At 38.8% G+C, this 15,991-nt stretch carries 15 protein-coding genes; 8 read left to right on the forward strand and 7 right to left on the reverse strand.

Going from position 1 to position 15,991, the window contains the following annotated elements; all coding sequences use genetic code 11:
- Positions 1-8: 8 nt before the first annotated feature.
- Positions 9-689, reverse strand: a complete 681-nt coding sequence (locus DV428_RS05040) for a SanA/YdcF family protein (RefSeq protein WP_114908900.1) — start codon at positions 687-689, stop codon at positions 9-11.
- Between the two features lie 157 nt (positions 690-846).
- On the opposite strand from DV428_RS05040, the gene metX reads away from it, so the two are divergent.
- From metX to DV428_RS05065, 5 genes are all read left to right on the forward strand, one after another.
- Positions 847-1,923: a homoserine O-acetyltransferase MetX gene (gene metX / locus DV428_RS05045; RefSeq protein ID WP_114908901.1), complete on the forward strand. Its 1,077-nt coding sequence runs from the start codon at positions 847-849 to the stop codon at positions 1,921-1,923.
- A gap of 266 nt (positions 1,924-2,189) precedes the next feature.
- Positions 2,190-3,191, forward strand: a complete 1,002-nt coding sequence (locus tag DV428_RS05050) for a mannose/fructose/sorbose PTS transporter subunit IIA (protein ID WP_053466415.1) — start codon at positions 2,190-2,192, stop codon at positions 3,189-3,191.
- A gap of 11 nt (positions 3,192-3,202) precedes the next feature.
- Positions 3,203-3,997: a PTS mannose/fructose/sorbose transporter subunit IIC gene (locus DV428_RS05055; RefSeq protein WP_005628385.1), complete on the forward strand. Its 795-nt coding sequence runs from the start codon at positions 3,203-3,205 to the stop codon at positions 3,995-3,997.
- Between the two features lie 10 nt (positions 3,998-4,007).
- Positions 4,008-4,841: a PTS mannose transporter subunit IID gene (gene manZ, locus DV428_RS05060; RefSeq protein WP_005635877.1), complete on the forward strand. Its 834-nt coding sequence runs from the start codon at positions 4,008-4,010 to the stop codon at positions 4,839-4,841.
- 62 nt (positions 4,842-4,903) lie between these two features.
- Positions 4,904-5,287, forward strand: a complete 384-nt coding sequence (locus DV428_RS05065) for a hypothetical protein (protein WP_114908902.1) — start codon at positions 4,904-4,906, stop codon at positions 5,285-5,287.
- Between the two features lie 68 nt (positions 5,288-5,355).
- Here DV428_RS05065 and argG read toward each other — a convergent pair whose 3' ends face one another.
- From argG to erpA, 5 genes are all read right to left on the reverse strand, one after another.
- Complete coding sequence (argG, locus tag DV428_RS05070; RefSeq protein ID WP_114908903.1) at positions 5,356-6,690, reverse strand: argininosuccinate synthase; 1,335 nt, start codon at positions 6,688-6,690, stop codon at positions 5,356-5,358.
- A gap of 176 nt (positions 6,691-6,866) precedes the next feature.
- A complete protein-coding gene (locus DV428_RS05075) occupies positions 6,867-7,739 on the reverse strand; it encodes a phosphoribosylaminoimidazolesuccinocarboxamide synthase (protein WP_114908904.1) in 873 nt (290 codons plus the stop codon).
- A 167-nt stretch (positions 7,740-7,906) separates the two neighbouring features.
- Positions 7,907-10,264, reverse strand: a complete 2,358-nt coding sequence (gene mrcB, locus DV428_RS05080) for a penicillin-binding protein 1B (RefSeq protein ID WP_114908905.1) — start codon at positions 10,262-10,264, stop codon at positions 7,907-7,909.
- Between the two features lie 6 nt (positions 10,265-10,270).
- Positions 10,271-10,624, reverse strand: a complete 354-nt coding sequence (locus tag DV428_RS05085; RefSeq protein WP_032826506.1) for a YacL family protein — start codon at positions 10,622-10,624, stop codon at positions 10,271-10,273.
- A gap of 1 nt (position 10,625) precedes the next feature.
- Positions 10,626-10,970 carry an iron-sulfur cluster insertion protein ErpA gene (gene erpA, locus DV428_RS05090; RefSeq protein ID WP_005632606.1) on the reverse strand — a complete coding sequence of 115 codons (345 nt, stop codon included), beginning with the start codon at positions 10,968-10,970 and terminating at the stop codon, positions 10,626-10,628.
- Between the two features lie 136 nt (positions 10,971-11,106).
- Here erpA and map point away from each other — a divergent pair, with 136 nt between their 5' ends.
- A complete protein-coding gene (gene map, locus DV428_RS05095) occupies positions 11,107-11,913 on the forward strand; it encodes a type I methionyl aminopeptidase (protein WP_114908906.1) in 807 nt (268 codons plus the stop codon).
- A 161-nt stretch (positions 11,914-12,074) separates the two neighbouring features.
- On the opposite strand, the gene DV428_RS05100 is transcribed toward map, so the two are convergent.
- Positions 12,075-12,605 carry an REP-associated tyrosine transposase gene (locus DV428_RS05100; protein WP_114908907.1) on the reverse strand — a complete coding sequence of 177 codons (531 nt, stop codon included), beginning with the start codon at positions 12,603-12,605 and terminating at the stop codon, positions 12,075-12,077.
- Between the two features lie 331 nt (positions 12,606-12,936).
- On the opposite strand from DV428_RS05100, the gene DV428_RS05105 reads away from it, so the two are divergent.
- Both DV428_RS05105 and glnD read left to right on the forward strand, forming a co-directional pair.
- Positions 12,937-13,224: a hypothetical protein gene (locus DV428_RS05105; protein WP_239993693.1), complete on the forward strand. Its 288-nt coding sequence runs from the start codon at positions 12,937-12,939 to the stop codon at positions 13,222-13,224.
- A gap of 12 nt (positions 13,225-13,236) precedes the next feature.
- The gene (glnD, locus tag DV428_RS05110; protein WP_114908908.1) at positions 13,237-15,828 is read left to right on the forward strand and encodes a bifunctional uridylyltransferase/uridylyl-removing protein GlnD; all 2,592 of its coding nucleotides are present in this window, start codon (positions 13,237-13,239) and stop codon (positions 15,826-15,828) included.
- Positions 15,829-15,991: the final 163 nt, after the last annotated feature.

Below are 15,991 nucleotides of genomic sequence, written 5' to 3' on the forward strand. Positions count from 1 at the left end.
CGATTATTTCACTGAAAATTTTTCTTCGGCAAAGGTTCTGGCTCACCCAAAAAATAAGGTTCAACCCCTAATATCAAATCAAAAACCGCTTTTATGCGGGCAAAAACTTCTCTTATTTGTGTGGAAAAATGTAATTCTGGCTGTTTTGCCACAAAGCAAATGGCATCAATATTATGTGCTTGGGCAATTAATAGTGCACGTTCGCAATGAAATTTTTGACTGACAATCGTAAATGCTTGCACTTGGAAAATTTTATCGGCGCGGATAACGGAATCTAACGTACGGAAACCAGCAAAATCACGGAACATTAAAGTTTCTGGCACGCCCATTTTGCGTAAATCGCGAAACATTGCTCTTGGTTCGTTATATTGCAACGTTCGGTTGTCGCCACTTAATAAAAGATAATTCACTTTTTGTTGTTCGATTAGGCTTTTAGCTGCCATTAAGCGACTATCGTAATAAACGTTCGGTTTTCCGCTGACGGTATATTTTGATGTGCCAAGCACAAGGGCGTAAGGGCGAAAGGGCAGTTCATCAATATTTGTGAATATTTTATCGCGAACATAAAAACTTACGCCTCGATCAACTAGCAAGCAAAGTATAATCAATGCAAAGATTGCGTAGAGTAGGGCGCGAAAAAGTGCGGTGAATTTTGGGGAGAATTTTTTTACTAGCATAGCGGTAAACATAATGAAAAATCGACCGCACTTCAAGGGGAATTTGATGGATTTTGTGAATCGCATTGATGTGCGATAATTTAGCCGTTTAGACGGCTAAAATTTCTTGACAAGCTAATCGACTTACTGATAGTTTAAACGCCATTCTGATTATTACGATAGGTTTTCAATGTCTGTGCAAAATGTAGTGCTTTTTGACACACAGCCTTTAACTCTGATGCTTGGCGGCAAACTTTCCCATATCAATGTTGCGTATCAAACGTATGGCACGCTCAATGCCGAAAAAAATAATGCGGTATTAATTTGCCACGCTTTGACTGGCGATGCTGAGCCTTATTTCGATGATGGACGCGATGGCTGGTGGCAGAATTTTATGGGCGCAGGTTTAGCGTTGGATACGGATCGTTATTTTTTTATTAGCTCGAACGTATTAGGCGGCTGCAAGGGAACAACAGGGCCTTCATCGATTAATCCGCAAACGGGTAAACCTTATGGTAGCCAATTTCCTAATATTGTCGTGCAAGATATTGTCAAAGTACAAAAAGCTTTGCTTGATCATCTTGGCATTAGCCATTTAAAAGCCATTATTGGCGGATCTTTTGGCGGCATGCAAGCGAACCAATGGGCGATTGATTATCCTGATTTTATGGATAATATCGTAAATCTTTGCTCATCCATTTATTTTAGTGCTGAAGCCATAGGCTTTAACCACGTGATGCGTCAAGCGGTTATTAATGACCCTAATTTTAATGGTGGCGATTACTATGATGGTACACCGCCGGATCAAGGGCTATCTATTGCGCGTATGCTAGGTATGCTGACTTACCGCACCGATTTACAACTTGCGAAAGCCTTTGGGCGTGCCATAAAATCAGATGGCAGCTTTTGGGGCGATTACTTTCAAGTGGAATCCTACCTTTCTTATCAAGGCAAAAAATTCTTAGAACGTTTTGATGCCAATAGTTATTTGCATTTATTGCGTGCGTTAGATATGTATGATCCCAGTTTGGGATATGAAAATATCAAAGAGGCATTATCACGCATTAAAGCACGCTATACGTTGGTTTCTGTGACTACGGACCAGCTTTTTAAACCAGTGGATCTTTATAAAAGTAAACAGCTTTTAGAACAAAGTGGAGTGGATTTACATTTTTATGAATTTCCATCAGACTACGGACACGATGCGTTTTTAGTGGATTATAATCAGTTTGAAAAACGAATTAGAGATGGTTTGGCGGGTAATTAGGCATAAAAAAGTGCGGTGAAATTTCACCGCACTTTTTTCTTATTTTTAAAAACTTTCTTAGTTTATACCGCACTTTTTATCCAAAAATTATGGAGCGTAATCACGCATAATTTATGCTAAATTAACCTGTTCAAAATCTCCCCTATGATCGCTAAAAATTGATGAATATCAATTTTTAATGGTGCGAACACTTATAATTCTCTTGAGTTGTGCAAACGTTTACTTTATGCTCTCGGGCGATTTTTTACAACTTTAGGAGTATCCCAATGATTCAAGTAATCGTTGCTGCTCACGGCAAGCTTGCTGCTGAGTTGGTCAATTCTTCTGAAATGGTGTTTGGTGAGGTGGAAGGACTCCACGGTGTAACATTCGTTCCAGGAGAAGGGCAAGACACCTTGGTGGAAAAGTATGAGGCTATTATTGCTGAATGCTCGCCATCAGATAGCGTGTTATTTTTGGTAGATTTATTTGGTGGTAGCCCGTATAACGCGGCAGCTCGAGTGGCGGCAAAACGTCCTCAAGATGATATTGTCACTGGCGTAAGTTTACCAATGTTATTAGAAGTATTAGATGCCAAGGATGATGCAAAATCAGCGGAAGCTCTTGCAGATGTCGCCAAGGAAGTTGGCGTAATGGCGGTGAAAAGTTATCGGAAACCAGATGATGTTGCCTCTTTCGCTCAACCTGAAGCCACTTCAGAAGCAAAAAGTGCGGTCAATTCTGAACAAGAATCAGAGGAACAGGAAGATAATATTCAATACGATCCTAATGGACGTATGAGTGTCAATTTACTGCGTATTGATGATCGTTTAATTCATGGTCAAGTCGCTACTTCTTGGGCAAAAGCAGTGAAATGCGAAGCCATTTTTGCTATTAGTGATGAAGTAGCAAATGATGAATTACGTAAGGAATTGCTTCTTCAAATTGCGCCGCCACATTTGAAAGCCTATGTCATTCCTGTGGATAAAGCGATTAAGGTTTACAACAATCCAAAATATGCGAGCCGTAATATTTTAATGCTTGTGACCAAGCCTGAAGATGCAGTGCGTTTAATCGAAGGTGGTTTGCGTATTGATACCATTAACGTGGGCGGAATGACGCATAAAGAAGGAAATAAACAGCTTTCTGATGCAGTCACAGTGAATCCATCTAATGTCGCTGCATTCAAAAAATTACTTGATATGGGCGTGAAACTTTCCCTTCAAAAAGTGGCAGCGAATAAGCCTGTTGAACTTACTCGCGAAAAACTTGATTCAATTAAATTCTAGGAGCGCATTTTATGTCAACAATGGAACTCATTTTAGTCGTGCTTGTCGCGGCAATTTGTGGTATGGGGAGCGTATTAGATGAACGTCAAACTCACCGTCCACTTTTTGCTTGTACTATGATTGGCTTGGTATTAGGCGATCTTGAAACTGGTATTATCCTTGGCGGTACATTAGAAATGATCGCGCTAGGTTGGATGAACGTTGGGGCTGCTATGGCACCAGATGCGGCACTTGCTAGTGTGATCTCTGCGATTCTTGTTATTAAGGGCGGTCAATCTGTGGGTACAGCGATTGCTATCGCGGTGCCAGTTGCTGCTGCAGGTCAAGTGCTTACTATTTTTGTACGTACACTAACCATCTTCTTACAACATAAAGCGGATAAATTTGCTGAGCAAGCTAATTTCCGTGGAATTGAACTTTGCCATTTTGCAGGGCTTTCTTTACAAGCATTGCGTGTTGCAATTCCTGCATTAGCGGTTGGTTTAGTCGCAGGTACTGATGCCGTAACTAGCGCATTAGATGCAATTCCTGAAGTGATTACTCGTGGCTTACAAATTGCCGGTGGATTTATCGTCGTAGTGGGTTATGCAATGGTGATTAATATGATGCGCGCGGGTGCATTAATGCCATTTTTCTTCCTTGGTTTTGTTATTGCTTCCTTTACTAATTACAACTTAGTTGGATTGGGTATTCTTGGTACTTGTTTAGCAATGCTTTATATCCAATTAAATCCGCGTTTTAACCAAGTCGCAATGCCAGTGGCAAGCAAAAGAAAACTTGCTGATAACGAATTAGAAGGTCTATAAGGAGCGTATTATGTCAGAACAAAAAGTAACTCTTACAAAGGGTGATATTTTAAGTACTTATTTCCGTTCAACGTTCCTTTTAGGTTCATTTAACTTTGAACGTATGCAATCAATGGGATTCTGTGTTTCGATGATCCCAACAATCAAACGCTTATATAGCAAAAAAGAAGATCAAGCTGCGGCACTCAAACGCCATCTTGAATTTTTTAATACTCAACCTTGGGTTGGGTCTGCAATTATGGGCGTGACTGCTGCAATGGAACAAGAGCGTGCTAATGGCGCAAAAGATGTAGATGATGCGGCAATTAGCGGTGTAAAAGTTGGACTTATGGGGCCACTAGCTGGTGTGGGTGATCCTATTTTCTGGGGAACTTTACGCCCAGTTTTAGCCGCACTTGGTGCTGGAATTGCCTTAACAGGTAGCATTTTAGGTCCATTATTGTTTTTTATTTTAATCAATGTGATCCGTGCTGTTACTCGCTGGTATGGTTTCAAATATGGTTATGAAAAAGGCACTGAAATCGTTTCTGATATGGGGGGTGGACGTTTGCAAAAAATCACTCAAGGGGCTTCTATTCTTGGTCTCTTTGTCATGGGCTCGTTGGTTTCTAAATGGACAAGTATTAATGTCCCATTAGAACTTACACGCTATAAAAACCAATTAGGTGAAGAAGTTGTGGTAACATTGCAAGGTGTATTAAATGATCTACTTCCAGGTTTATTAGCCTTATTACTGACTTTCTTATGTATGTATTTATTACGTAAAAAAGTGAATGCAATGGTGATTATCTTCGGTTTATTTGGCGTGGGGATTTTAGGTTACTGGGCTGGTATTCTTGCTTAATCCTTGCGAAAGTTAATAATAAGGGCGATGATAACGCCCTTATTTTTTTATGGTGAATTTGAATGAAATTATCTGAACTTATCCAAGCACCACCGAGTGAAACTTATATTAAAAATAGTTCTCGACTGGTTTCAGGATTATTTGTTATAGGTGGGTTACTTTATTATCCGACGAACGGTTATGGCACTGTCATTGCATTGGCATTATCACTAATTGTTTTAGTTGGGCAAAAGATGTTGCTTACCCAAGCAAATAAGGATTTTGCTGATATGTATCAAGCACAGTCTTTATTTGAAAAAACGCAAAACTATGATTATTTACGTTTTATTATGGCGCGTTCAGAACAGATGCTAAAGGATAATAAAGTGCTTTCTGACAAAGCAAAAAATGAAATCCATAAGCTACAAGCATTTTCTCAAGATGAATTAGAAAAGATGAGTGAATAAAAAATGGCTACATGAAGTAGCCATTTTTATAAGCGGAAAAGTGCGGTTGGTTTTCACCGAACTTTATCTTATTTCTTGCCTAATTGTGGCAATACGGAATCTTTAATTGCGCTTAATAAACCTGTTTGTGCATAGATACCAAGTTTACCTCGAGTGTCTGATACATCTAAATTACGCATAGTTAATTGACCGATACGATCAATTGGATCAAATGGCGCATCTTCCACTTTTTCCATACTTAAACGCTCTGCTTTGTAGGTTAAGTTTGGTGATTCGGTATTTAAGATAGTGAAGTCGTTACCACGACGAAGTTCAAGGGTTACTGTGCCTGTAATTGCTTTTGCCACCCAACGTTGAGCTGTTTCACGCAGCATTAATGCTTGCGGATCAAACCAACGACCTTGGTATAACAAACGGCCTAAACGGATGCCATTAATACGATATTGTTCGATGGTATCTTCATTGTGAATACCTGTGACTAAACGTTCGTAAGCAATATGCAATAATGCCATCCCTGGTGCTTCATAAATACCACGAGATTTGGCTTCAATAATACGATTTTCGATTTGGTCTGACATTCCTAAACCGTGACGTCCGCCAATACGATTGGCTTCTAGAATAATATCAACTGCATTATCAAAACGTTTACCATTTAATGCGACAGGGACGCCTTCTTCAAAAGTGACTGTCACTGTTTCAGGTTTAATTTCTATATTGTCATCCCAAAATGCGACCCCCATAATTGGTTTAACAATTTTCATGCCAGTGCTTAATTGCTCTAAGTCTTTTGCTTCATGGGTTGCACCCAGCATATTGGAATCAGTGGAATAGGCTTTTTCAACGGACATTTTGTAGTCAAAACCATTTTCGATAAGGAATTGAGACATTTCTAAACGACCGCCAAGTTCTTCAATAAATAGTGCATCTAACCAAGGTTTATAGATTTTTAAATTCGGGTTTGTTAATAAGCCATAACGATAGAAACGCTCAATATCATTACCTTTGAAAGTTGAGCCGTCGCCCCAAATGTTTACATCATCTTCTTTCATTGCTGCAACAAGCATTGTGCCTGTTACTGCGCGACCAAGAGGCGTTGTATTGAAGTAAGGAATGCCGCCTGTCGAAATATGGAATGCGCCACATTGAATCGCTGCAATACCTTCGTGAGCAAGTTGAGCACGACAATCAATTAAGCGAGCATTTTCTGCACCATATGCCATCGCTTTTTTAGGGATTGCGTTGTAATCGTCTTCATCGGGTTGCCCTAAATTGGCAGTGTAGGCATAAGGCACCGCACCTTTTTGACGCATCCAAAGTAATGCCGCGCTGGTGTCTAAGCCTCCAGAGAAAGCGATACCGACTTTTTGCCCTTCAGGTAAATGTTGTAGAATTGTATTTGACATATCTTTTCCTTGTTTATAAATTGGGTTGAATAATTAATCATTTTATTTGAATAAAAAGTCATTTAAATATAACCGCACTTTTTATGTTTGTCTAGTATTTTATGCATTGAAGCTAAAAATCTTTATTTGTCATCATGCATAAAAATCCCTGCTGTAAAGAGCAGGGATTTTAATCTTTATTTTGTTAATAAATCCAGTGCTTCCTGATATTTATCAACAGTTTTCTGAATAATATTTTCTGGCACTTTTGGTGCGGGAGCTTGTTTATTCCAGCCGCTATTTTCTAGCCAATCGCGTACAAATTGTTTATCGAATGATGGAGGATTAATCCCTTCTTGATAAGTATCGATAGACCAAAAACGGCTAGAATCTGGCGTTAATACTTCGTCCATTAAAGTGAGTGTGCCGTTTTCATCTAAACCAAATTCAAATTTTGTGTCGCAAATAATAATGCCTTTAGTCAGTGCATATTCTGCAGCCGTGGTATAAAGTGCAATAGCTTTTTCTTTTACTTGTGCGGCTAAATCTGCCCCGATAAGTTTTTCGCACTCTGCATAGCTGATATTTATATCGTGGTTGCCAACTTCTTCTTTGCTTGATGGCGTGAAAATAGCTTCGGGTAATTTACTGGCTTCAACTAAGCCTTCAGGTAATTTTAATCCGCAGATGGTACCAGTTTGTTTGTAATCTTTTAAACCACTGCCAGTTAAATAGCCACGTACGATAGATTCAATTTTAATGGGATTCAAACGTTTACACACTACAGCGCGATCTTTGACTAAATCAGCTTCTTCTTTTGGCAACACATCATAAACACTCTCGCCAGTGAAATGATTCGGCATAATATGAGCAAGTTTGTTAAACCAAAAATTAGAAATTTGAGTCAGAATTTCTCCTTTTCGTGGAATAGGATCATCTAAAATAACATCAAATGCAGATAGGCGGTCAGAAGCAACCATTAGCATGCGTTTATCATCGATTTCATAGAGATCGCGTACTTTACCTGAATAGATTTTTTTTAGACTTAAAATAGGGAGTTGTTGTGTCATCGTTTTGCACCTGTATGAAAGTAAAAACTGGCGCGTATTGTACCGCACTTTTAAAGCAAACGTTTGCTATTTTTTAAAGAAATAAAAAAATCCCCTGAAATTTCAGGGGAAGTGTAGTTTTTTCGCTTCAAAATATTTGCTTATCATTAGAAATATACTGAGATTAATTATTGAGCGGGTGGATTTGGGTTATCCAATACATCCCAGACACTTTCTTGTCGAGGGGCGATTTCTGTTTCAGCTGGTGGAGTAGCTGGCGATGGAGAAGCATTTGGTGTGCCTCCGCAGAAATTTTGTCCATTATACACCCAAACTGGGATCACTCGATTGCTGTCACAATCCCAGCTACCATGTTGGGTAATACCAACCCATTTCATATTCGCGGGTTTATTTAGCTTCAATTTTTCAATATAAGTATGGCTTAAATAATCTTTATAAATCTGTAATGCGCCTGATGCACCAGTAAGTTTTGTTTCGCCATTATCATCGCGACCAAGCCAAACTGTGCTGATATTTTTTCCATCGATCCCCACAAACCAAGTATCACGCGCATCATTTGTTGTCCCTGTTTTACCGGCTAAACGTAAATCTGCATAATCATTTTTTAAGCTACGAGCTGTACCCCGTTCAACAGTTTGTTGCATCGCAAATAACGTTTGGAATGCTGCTTCTTGTGGGACCACTTGTTTTGCGGTTTTATCATGTTGATAAATGATATTTCCTTGACGATCCGCAATGGTATCGACGGTTGTGAGTTCAATCCGCCCACCTTGATTCGCAATAGTTTGATAAAGTTTAGTTACATCATAAGGTGAGATGGTATAAGCGCCGAGTAACATAGCGGGCACTTTTGGAATTTCCACATTATCCCATCCCATCGCTTTTTGTGTATCAATGACTTTGCTCAAGCCGACTTTCATCCCAATATTCACAGTCGGAATATTTAAAGAACGTGCTAAGGCATCCATTAACATCACTGAACCACTATATTTTTTGTCATAGTTGCGCGGCTGCCACGGCGGGCTACCTTTGACATTAATTGTAATTGGCTGATTATTAATTGGGGTATTTAAACGGAACTGTTCTGGATTCGAAAGTGCGGTCAAATAAATTGATGGTTTTACTAAAGAACCAATTTGACGTTTTGCCATTAATGCACGATTAAAGCCTGCATATTGCGTTTGCAAACCGCCCACTACCGCACGAATTTCACCCACGCGGTAATCCGCAACAATCATGGCGCCTTCTAAATATGGATTTTTCGTTTTCAGTTGTAGTTGTGAAACTGTATTCACTACTGCATTTTCTGCTTGGGCTTGTTGTTTTAAATCCATTGTGGTGAAAATCCGTGCGCCAAGTAAACTGGAGATTTTATGCTCGCCTAATTCACGACGTAAATCCGCCTGTAAAGTTTGAATAAATGACGGATATTTACGGGATATTTGTCCTTTTTGTTGAACACCTAAAGGTCGTTGGCTTAATAATTGGTAAAGTTCATCACCGATCATTTTATGTTCAAGCATGAGCTTTAAAACAACATTACGACGTTCTAAGGCATTTTGAGGATTACGCCAAGGATTATAAAGTGAAGGACCTTTGACCATACCGACTAAAAGTGCAATTTGATCTAAGCTAATTTCACGAATCGAACGACCAAAATAGAATTGGCTGGCTAATTCAAAACCGTGAATTTGCGTATCGCCATTTTGTCCGAGATAAATTTCATTGAGATAGGTTTCGAGAATACGATTTTTATCATAACGCCAATCTAACACCAATGACATCAAGGCTTCGTTCGCTTTACGGGTAATCGTACGTTCGCTTGATAAAAATAAATTTTTCACTAGTTGCTGAGTGAGCGTACTACCGCCTTGTACGGTTTGTCCCGCACGAATATTGGTAATTAATGCTCGTATAATCCCCACTGGATTTATGCCGTGATGATCATAAAAACGGCGATCTTCCGTTAAAATTAGGGCATCAATCAATAAGCGCGGATAATTTTGTAAAGGAATTGCAAGGCGATCTTCATTATCAGATTCCAACATCGCAATCAATTTTGGCGCAAGGCGAAACTCATCGATTGCTTTTACGGCAACGAGATCTTCAATTCGATTAAGTTTGTTATCGACAAAACGTAAACGTAAAACTCGTTGTGGTTCTGGTTTATCAGGGAAAGGGAAAGCTCGACGAAGAACCACAATGGTATCATCTTCTAATTTGAAATCGCCTGGTGCAGCTACCATGGTCGTTTGGCGATATTCGTTATCTAATAAAATTTGAATCACTTCATCAAAAGCGAGATTATCTGAAATCTTCACGCTTTCAATACGGCTATACACTTCAGCGGGCAAACGCCAAATTTGCCCGTCCATTTTCGAACGGATTTGCCAATCTAAATATCCGCCATAAAATACGATTAATACCGCACCAGTAAACGCGACTTTGAATAGAAAACTTTTGAAAGAACGGCATTTTTTTGGTGTTTTTTCTTCGGGATTTTTTTGAACGTTTTCGGTGGTCATAGTCGGTTAAGAGATAAAATCAACATAAGCTTCGAGGAAATGGATAAAATCTTGCGTGCCACAAAAAGCAATGCTTTCTTCATCATAATAATGAAAATCGTCTTCCAAAATTTCATCTGTTTCAATGGCGAGATTATTCGCTCGTACCATTACTTCATCAGCATCTAAAAACAATGTATATTCTGCGCCGATTAAGATCTCTTCTTGATTTTCAGAGAGGGATTGCGCAGTAGAAAGTGCGGTCAAAATCGCCTTTGGATTTGACCGCACTTCTGTATTGAACCAGTTAGCAAGAGCAATGTGTTCCATCGAACATTTTACGGATACATTGCCTTGATAATGTGTAAATTGAAAATCCATCTTAGATACTAAAGGATGAACCACAGCCACAAGTGCTGGTAGCATTTGGATTATTTACAGTAAAGCGTGAGCCTTCTAAACCTTCAGTGTAATCGACGGTACCACCGATTAAATACTGTAAACTCATTGGGTCAATCACAAGTTGAACCCCTGATTTTTCAATCGTTAAATCGCCTTCATTCACCTTTTCATCAAAAGTAAAACCATATTGGAAACCGCTACAGCCACCACCCGTGATATACACGCGCAATTTCAAATTAGTATTTTCTTCTTCGCTGATTAAACTTTTTACTTTATTCGCTGCTGCATCAGTAAATGTCAATGGTACTGCAATGTTATCTGTCATAATTATTTCCCGCTTCCCGAAAATTTGAATTTCGTTATTATCTAATAACCATTTACTCCATTCAAGTGTAATCCAGTTTTTTCCTAGAAATCGTGCTATAATCTGGCAAAATTTTTTTCAAAAAAGGTGAAATAAAATGGCTATTCCAATTAGAACAGAAAAAGAAATTGTAAAACTACGTGAGGCCTGCAAATTGGCTTCGGATGTGCTGGTGATGATTGAACCTTACGTAAAAGCAGGTGTAACTACAGGTGAACTTGATCGAATTTGCCATGAATATATGGTGAATGAACAAAAGGTTATCCCTGCGTGTTTGAATTATCACGGTTTCCCAAAGGCTACCTGTATTTCCATTAACGAAGTTGTCTGTCACGGTATTCCAAGTGACGATAAAGTGCTTAAAAATGGCGATATTGTGAATATTGATGTCACGGTGATTAAAGACGGTTATTTTGGTGATAACTCAAAAATGTATATCGTGGGCGGAGAAACGAATATTCGTAGTAAAAAATTAGTGGAAGCGGCACAAGAAGCCCTATACGTGGGATTGCGCACAGTAAAACCGGGTATTCGTTTAAATGAAGTAGGTAAAGCTGTGCAAAAATATACAGAAAGCCAAACTTTCAGTGTTGTGCGTGAATATTGCGGACATGGTGTCGGTACAGAGTTTCACTGCGAACCTCAAGTATTGCATTATTACGCAGATGATGGCGGTGTGATTTTAAAATCCGGAATGGTGTTTACCATTGAACCAATGATTAACGCGGGCAAAAAAGAAGTGCGCGTGATGGGAGATGGTTGGACAGTAAAAACCAAAGATCGCAGCCATTCAGCACAATACGAACATCAACTTGTTGTCACCGAAACTGGTTGTGAAGTGATGACTATCCGCGATGAAGAAATTGCAGAAGGTCGAATCTCACGGATTATGGTGAATGTGTAATCGCATAAAATTATAAGATAAGGGCGTAGATATACGCCCTTTTTTATTAATAAGAATTCTATGAATTTTATAAGGTGCCTTAGGTCTTGTGGGGTAGCATAGGTTTTGTAGGGTGGGCGTAAGCCCACGTGGTGTTCTATATTATAGGCTGGGCTAAATTATTATATTTCTCCCTTAATCATCAACTCAGGATGACCACCCCAATCTTCGGGAAAAATATCTCTTTTAACATCACGATGAAAGGATGAATACGCCCAATCTTTCACAGCTTGCACATAACCGTGTTTTACAGGATTGTAGTAAATATAATCCCAATGATTTACTAAATCTTGATCATCACGAATTAAATGTTCCCAAAAACGGCGTTGCCAAATACCAGCTTCTCTGCGTTTGATATGACTTGCTGTTGGTTGGCGACATTCTAAGGGTAAACGTTTTGTAAAATTTAATTTTAATAAACGTATTCGTTTAGAAAAATTCATATCATTTTCAGGTAGTTGCATAATCAAATGAAAATGATTGGGCAAAATACAGAGAGCGATAGTTTCAAATGGGCAATGTGATTGTGTTTCTTTATAAGCTGCACGAAATTCATCAATATAGCGGATTAAATAATTAGCTTTACGATTTTGCAAAACCGCTGTGATAAAATACATACCATTTTCAACTTTCATGCGTCGATACCGTGACATATCAAGTTCCTTATATATTTTATATACCCCTAAGGTGGGGGAGGTTTTGTAGGAAATATAGGAAAATATTATAACACAGGTATTAAGATTTTAACGCGTGGGCTTACGCCCACCCTACGTCTGCCATTTGATTTTCCTTAAAATTGTAGGGTGGGCGTAAGCCCAAGTTGAAAATATAGGAAAATATTTATAACACGAGCATTACGTTTTAACGCACGGGTTTACACCCATATTACGTCTGTCATTTGATTTCCCTTAAAATTGTAGGGTGGGCGTAAGCCCACGCGGGATATATAATAAAACCACTTAGAACCACTAAAAGGCAATCAACATGCTGTTTTCTCCGACACTATCTTCTCCTTTAACGCCAAGTGCGGTCAAAATTGAGCGAGAAAATCTCAAGCAATTTGAGCTCGAGAATTTTTCTCGTTATTCCATTTTTGAGCTTATTGAAAATCGCTGTGATTTTTATGATGCCTTATTGATTCAACTTTGGCAGGAAAGAGGATTAAGTGAACAGCAAGGCATTTCTTTAATTGCGGTGGGCGGTTATGGACGGCGTGAGATGTTTCCTTTGTCAGATTTAGGGATATATAATAAAGCTACCTCGAACCACTAAAAGGCAATCAACATGCTGTTTTCTCCGACACTATCTTTTTCTTTAACGCCAAGTGCGGTCAAAATTGAGCGAGAAAATCTCAAGCAATTTGAGCTAGAGAATTTTTCTCGTTATTCCATTTTTGAGCTTATTGAAAATCGCAGTAATTTTTATGATGCCTTATTGATTCAACTTTGGCAGGACATGGGATTAAGTGAATTGCAGGGGATTGCTTTAATTGCGGTGGGTGGTTATGGACGGCGTGAGATGTTTCCTTTGTCGGATCTCGATTTTTTAATTTTGGTCAAGCAAATACCTAGCCCAGAAATTGAAGAAAAGATTACACAATTTATCCAATTTTTATGGGATTGTGGCTTTGAGGTGGGAAATAGTGTTCGAACCTTAGCACAATGTGAATCGGAAGGAAAACAAGATATTACGATTGCCACCAATTTATTAGAAGCTAGATTTCTTACTGGAGATCGACCGCACTTTGATGCGCTAAATGAATTGGTAAAAAATGCTGATTTTTGGTCGAAAGAAGATTTTTTTAACGCCAAAGTGCAAGAGCAAATAGAACGTTATCAGCGTTATCACAATACGGCTTATAACCTTGAGCCAGATATTAAGTACAGCCCGGGTGGTTTGCGTGATTTGCATTTGTTGTATTGGGTGGCGTTGCGCCATTCGGGGGCGTTGACCCTTGAGGCCATTTTACAAAGCGGTTTTATTTATCCTCAAGAATATCAGCAACTACAAGAAAGTCGTGCATTTTTATTTAAAGTGCGGTTCGCTTTGCATTTGATTTTGAAACGTTACGATAATCGTCTGTTGTTTGATCGCCAAATTAAAGTCAGTGAATTGTTGGGTTTTCGAGGTGAAGGAAATCAAGCTGTGGAAAAAATGATGAAATGTTTTTTTCAAGCATTGCACCGAATTTCGCTCATTAGTAATTTGCTGATTCAGCATTATCGAGAAAATGTGCTTTCATCAAATCAGGACAGCGTGATTCATCAGTTAGACGATGATTTTCAACTGATTAACCAATGCTTGTGTTTACGTAATAGCCTTGTTTTTCAAGAAAAACCAGAACGAATTTTAGATCTATTCTTTTATTTAACGCAGTACGACCAGGCTAAAATTCATTCTGATACTTTGCGTCAATTACAAATTTCCTTGGATCAATTACCACAAAAATTATGTGAAATTCCTGCAGCTAGAGAAAAATTTCTACGTTTGTTTAATCAATCTAATGCGATTAAGCGTGCGTTTATGCCGATGCACCAATATGGCGTATTAACTGCGTATCTTTCCCGATGGCAAGCCATTGAGGGATTAATGCAATTTGATTTATTCCATATTTATACGGTGGATGAGCATACATTGCGCGTGATGTTAAAATTGGAAAGTTTTCTGTCACAGGAAAGTGCGCAAGAACATCCGATTGCCCATCGAATTTTTAGCCAACTTTCTGACCGCACTTTGCTTTATATTGCGGCATTGTTCCACGATATTGCAAAAGGGCGGGGCGGTGATCACGCAGAACTTGGTGCTGTGGATGTTGCCGACTTTGCACAATTACATGGTTTAGATCGCCGAGAAATTGATACCCTTGTTTGGTTAGTTCAATCTCATTTGCTGATGTCAATTACTGCGCAACGCCGTGATATTCATGATCCTGAAGTCGTCATGAATTTTGCTGAAGCCGTGCAAAATCAAGTTCGGCTAGATTATCTCACCTGTTTAACGGTAGCGGATATTTGTGCAACCAACAGCAATTTATGGAATAGCTGGAAACGTTCGCTTTTTGCCTCTTTATATGAATTTACCGAACAGCAATTTGCACAAGGCATGAAAGAATTACTTGATTACTCTGAAAAATCGGAAGAAAACCGAAAACTTGCACAACAAATTTTAACGCAGGATTATTTAGATATTGCACCAATCTCGATTGAGCAATTATGGGATCGTTGTCCTGAAGATTATTTTGTACGTAATACGCCAAAACAAATCGCGTGGCATACAAGTTTGCTGGTGGATTTCGCTGAAGCATTATTAGTGAAAATTAGTAATCGATTTTCACTTGGCGGCACGGAAGTATTTATTTATTGCCAAGATCAACCGCACTTATTTAATAAAGTCGTGAGTACCATAGGCGCAAAAAAATTCAGTATCCATGATGCGCAGATTATTACGACACAAGATGGTTATGTTTTTGATAGCTTTATCATCACGGAACTTAATGGTGAATTAGTGGAATTTGATCGTCGCCGAGAACTAGAGCAAGCCCTAACATTAGCCCTTCAAAGCGAAAAATTACCCGCACTTTCTATTACGCCGAACCGTCAACTTCAACATTTCACTCTACAAACCGACGTGCGTTTTTTACATGAAAACAAAAAAGAGCATACTGAAATGGAACTGGTTGCGTTGGATAAACCGGGGTTATTAGCCCAAGTGAGCCAAATCTTCAGTGAGCTAAATCTCAATTTGTTGAATGCGAAAATTACCACAGTGGGCGAGAAAGCCGAGGACTTTTTTATTTTGACGAACCAATTTGGGCAAGCTCTTGCAAGAGAGGAAAGGGAAAAACTGAACAGTGTTATTATTCAGCAAATTAGGTAAATATCTATATTCTATTAATAAGTTAAATGAGGCATATAACTACTATTGCACCAATATATTAATTATTTCAGCTATGAAGCTTAAGAGTTTTACCACATTAACAAAATTTCTAATTTGTAAAATATAAAAGCTATTCTCCGTATTTTTCTAAATAAATTTTACT

The sequence above is a fragment of the Haemophilus haemolyticus genome, from assembly GCF_003352385.1.
In the GTDB taxonomy this organism is placed as follows: Bacteria; Pseudomonadota; Gammaproteobacteria; order Enterobacterales; family Pasteurellaceae; genus Haemophilus; species Haemophilus haemolyticus_I.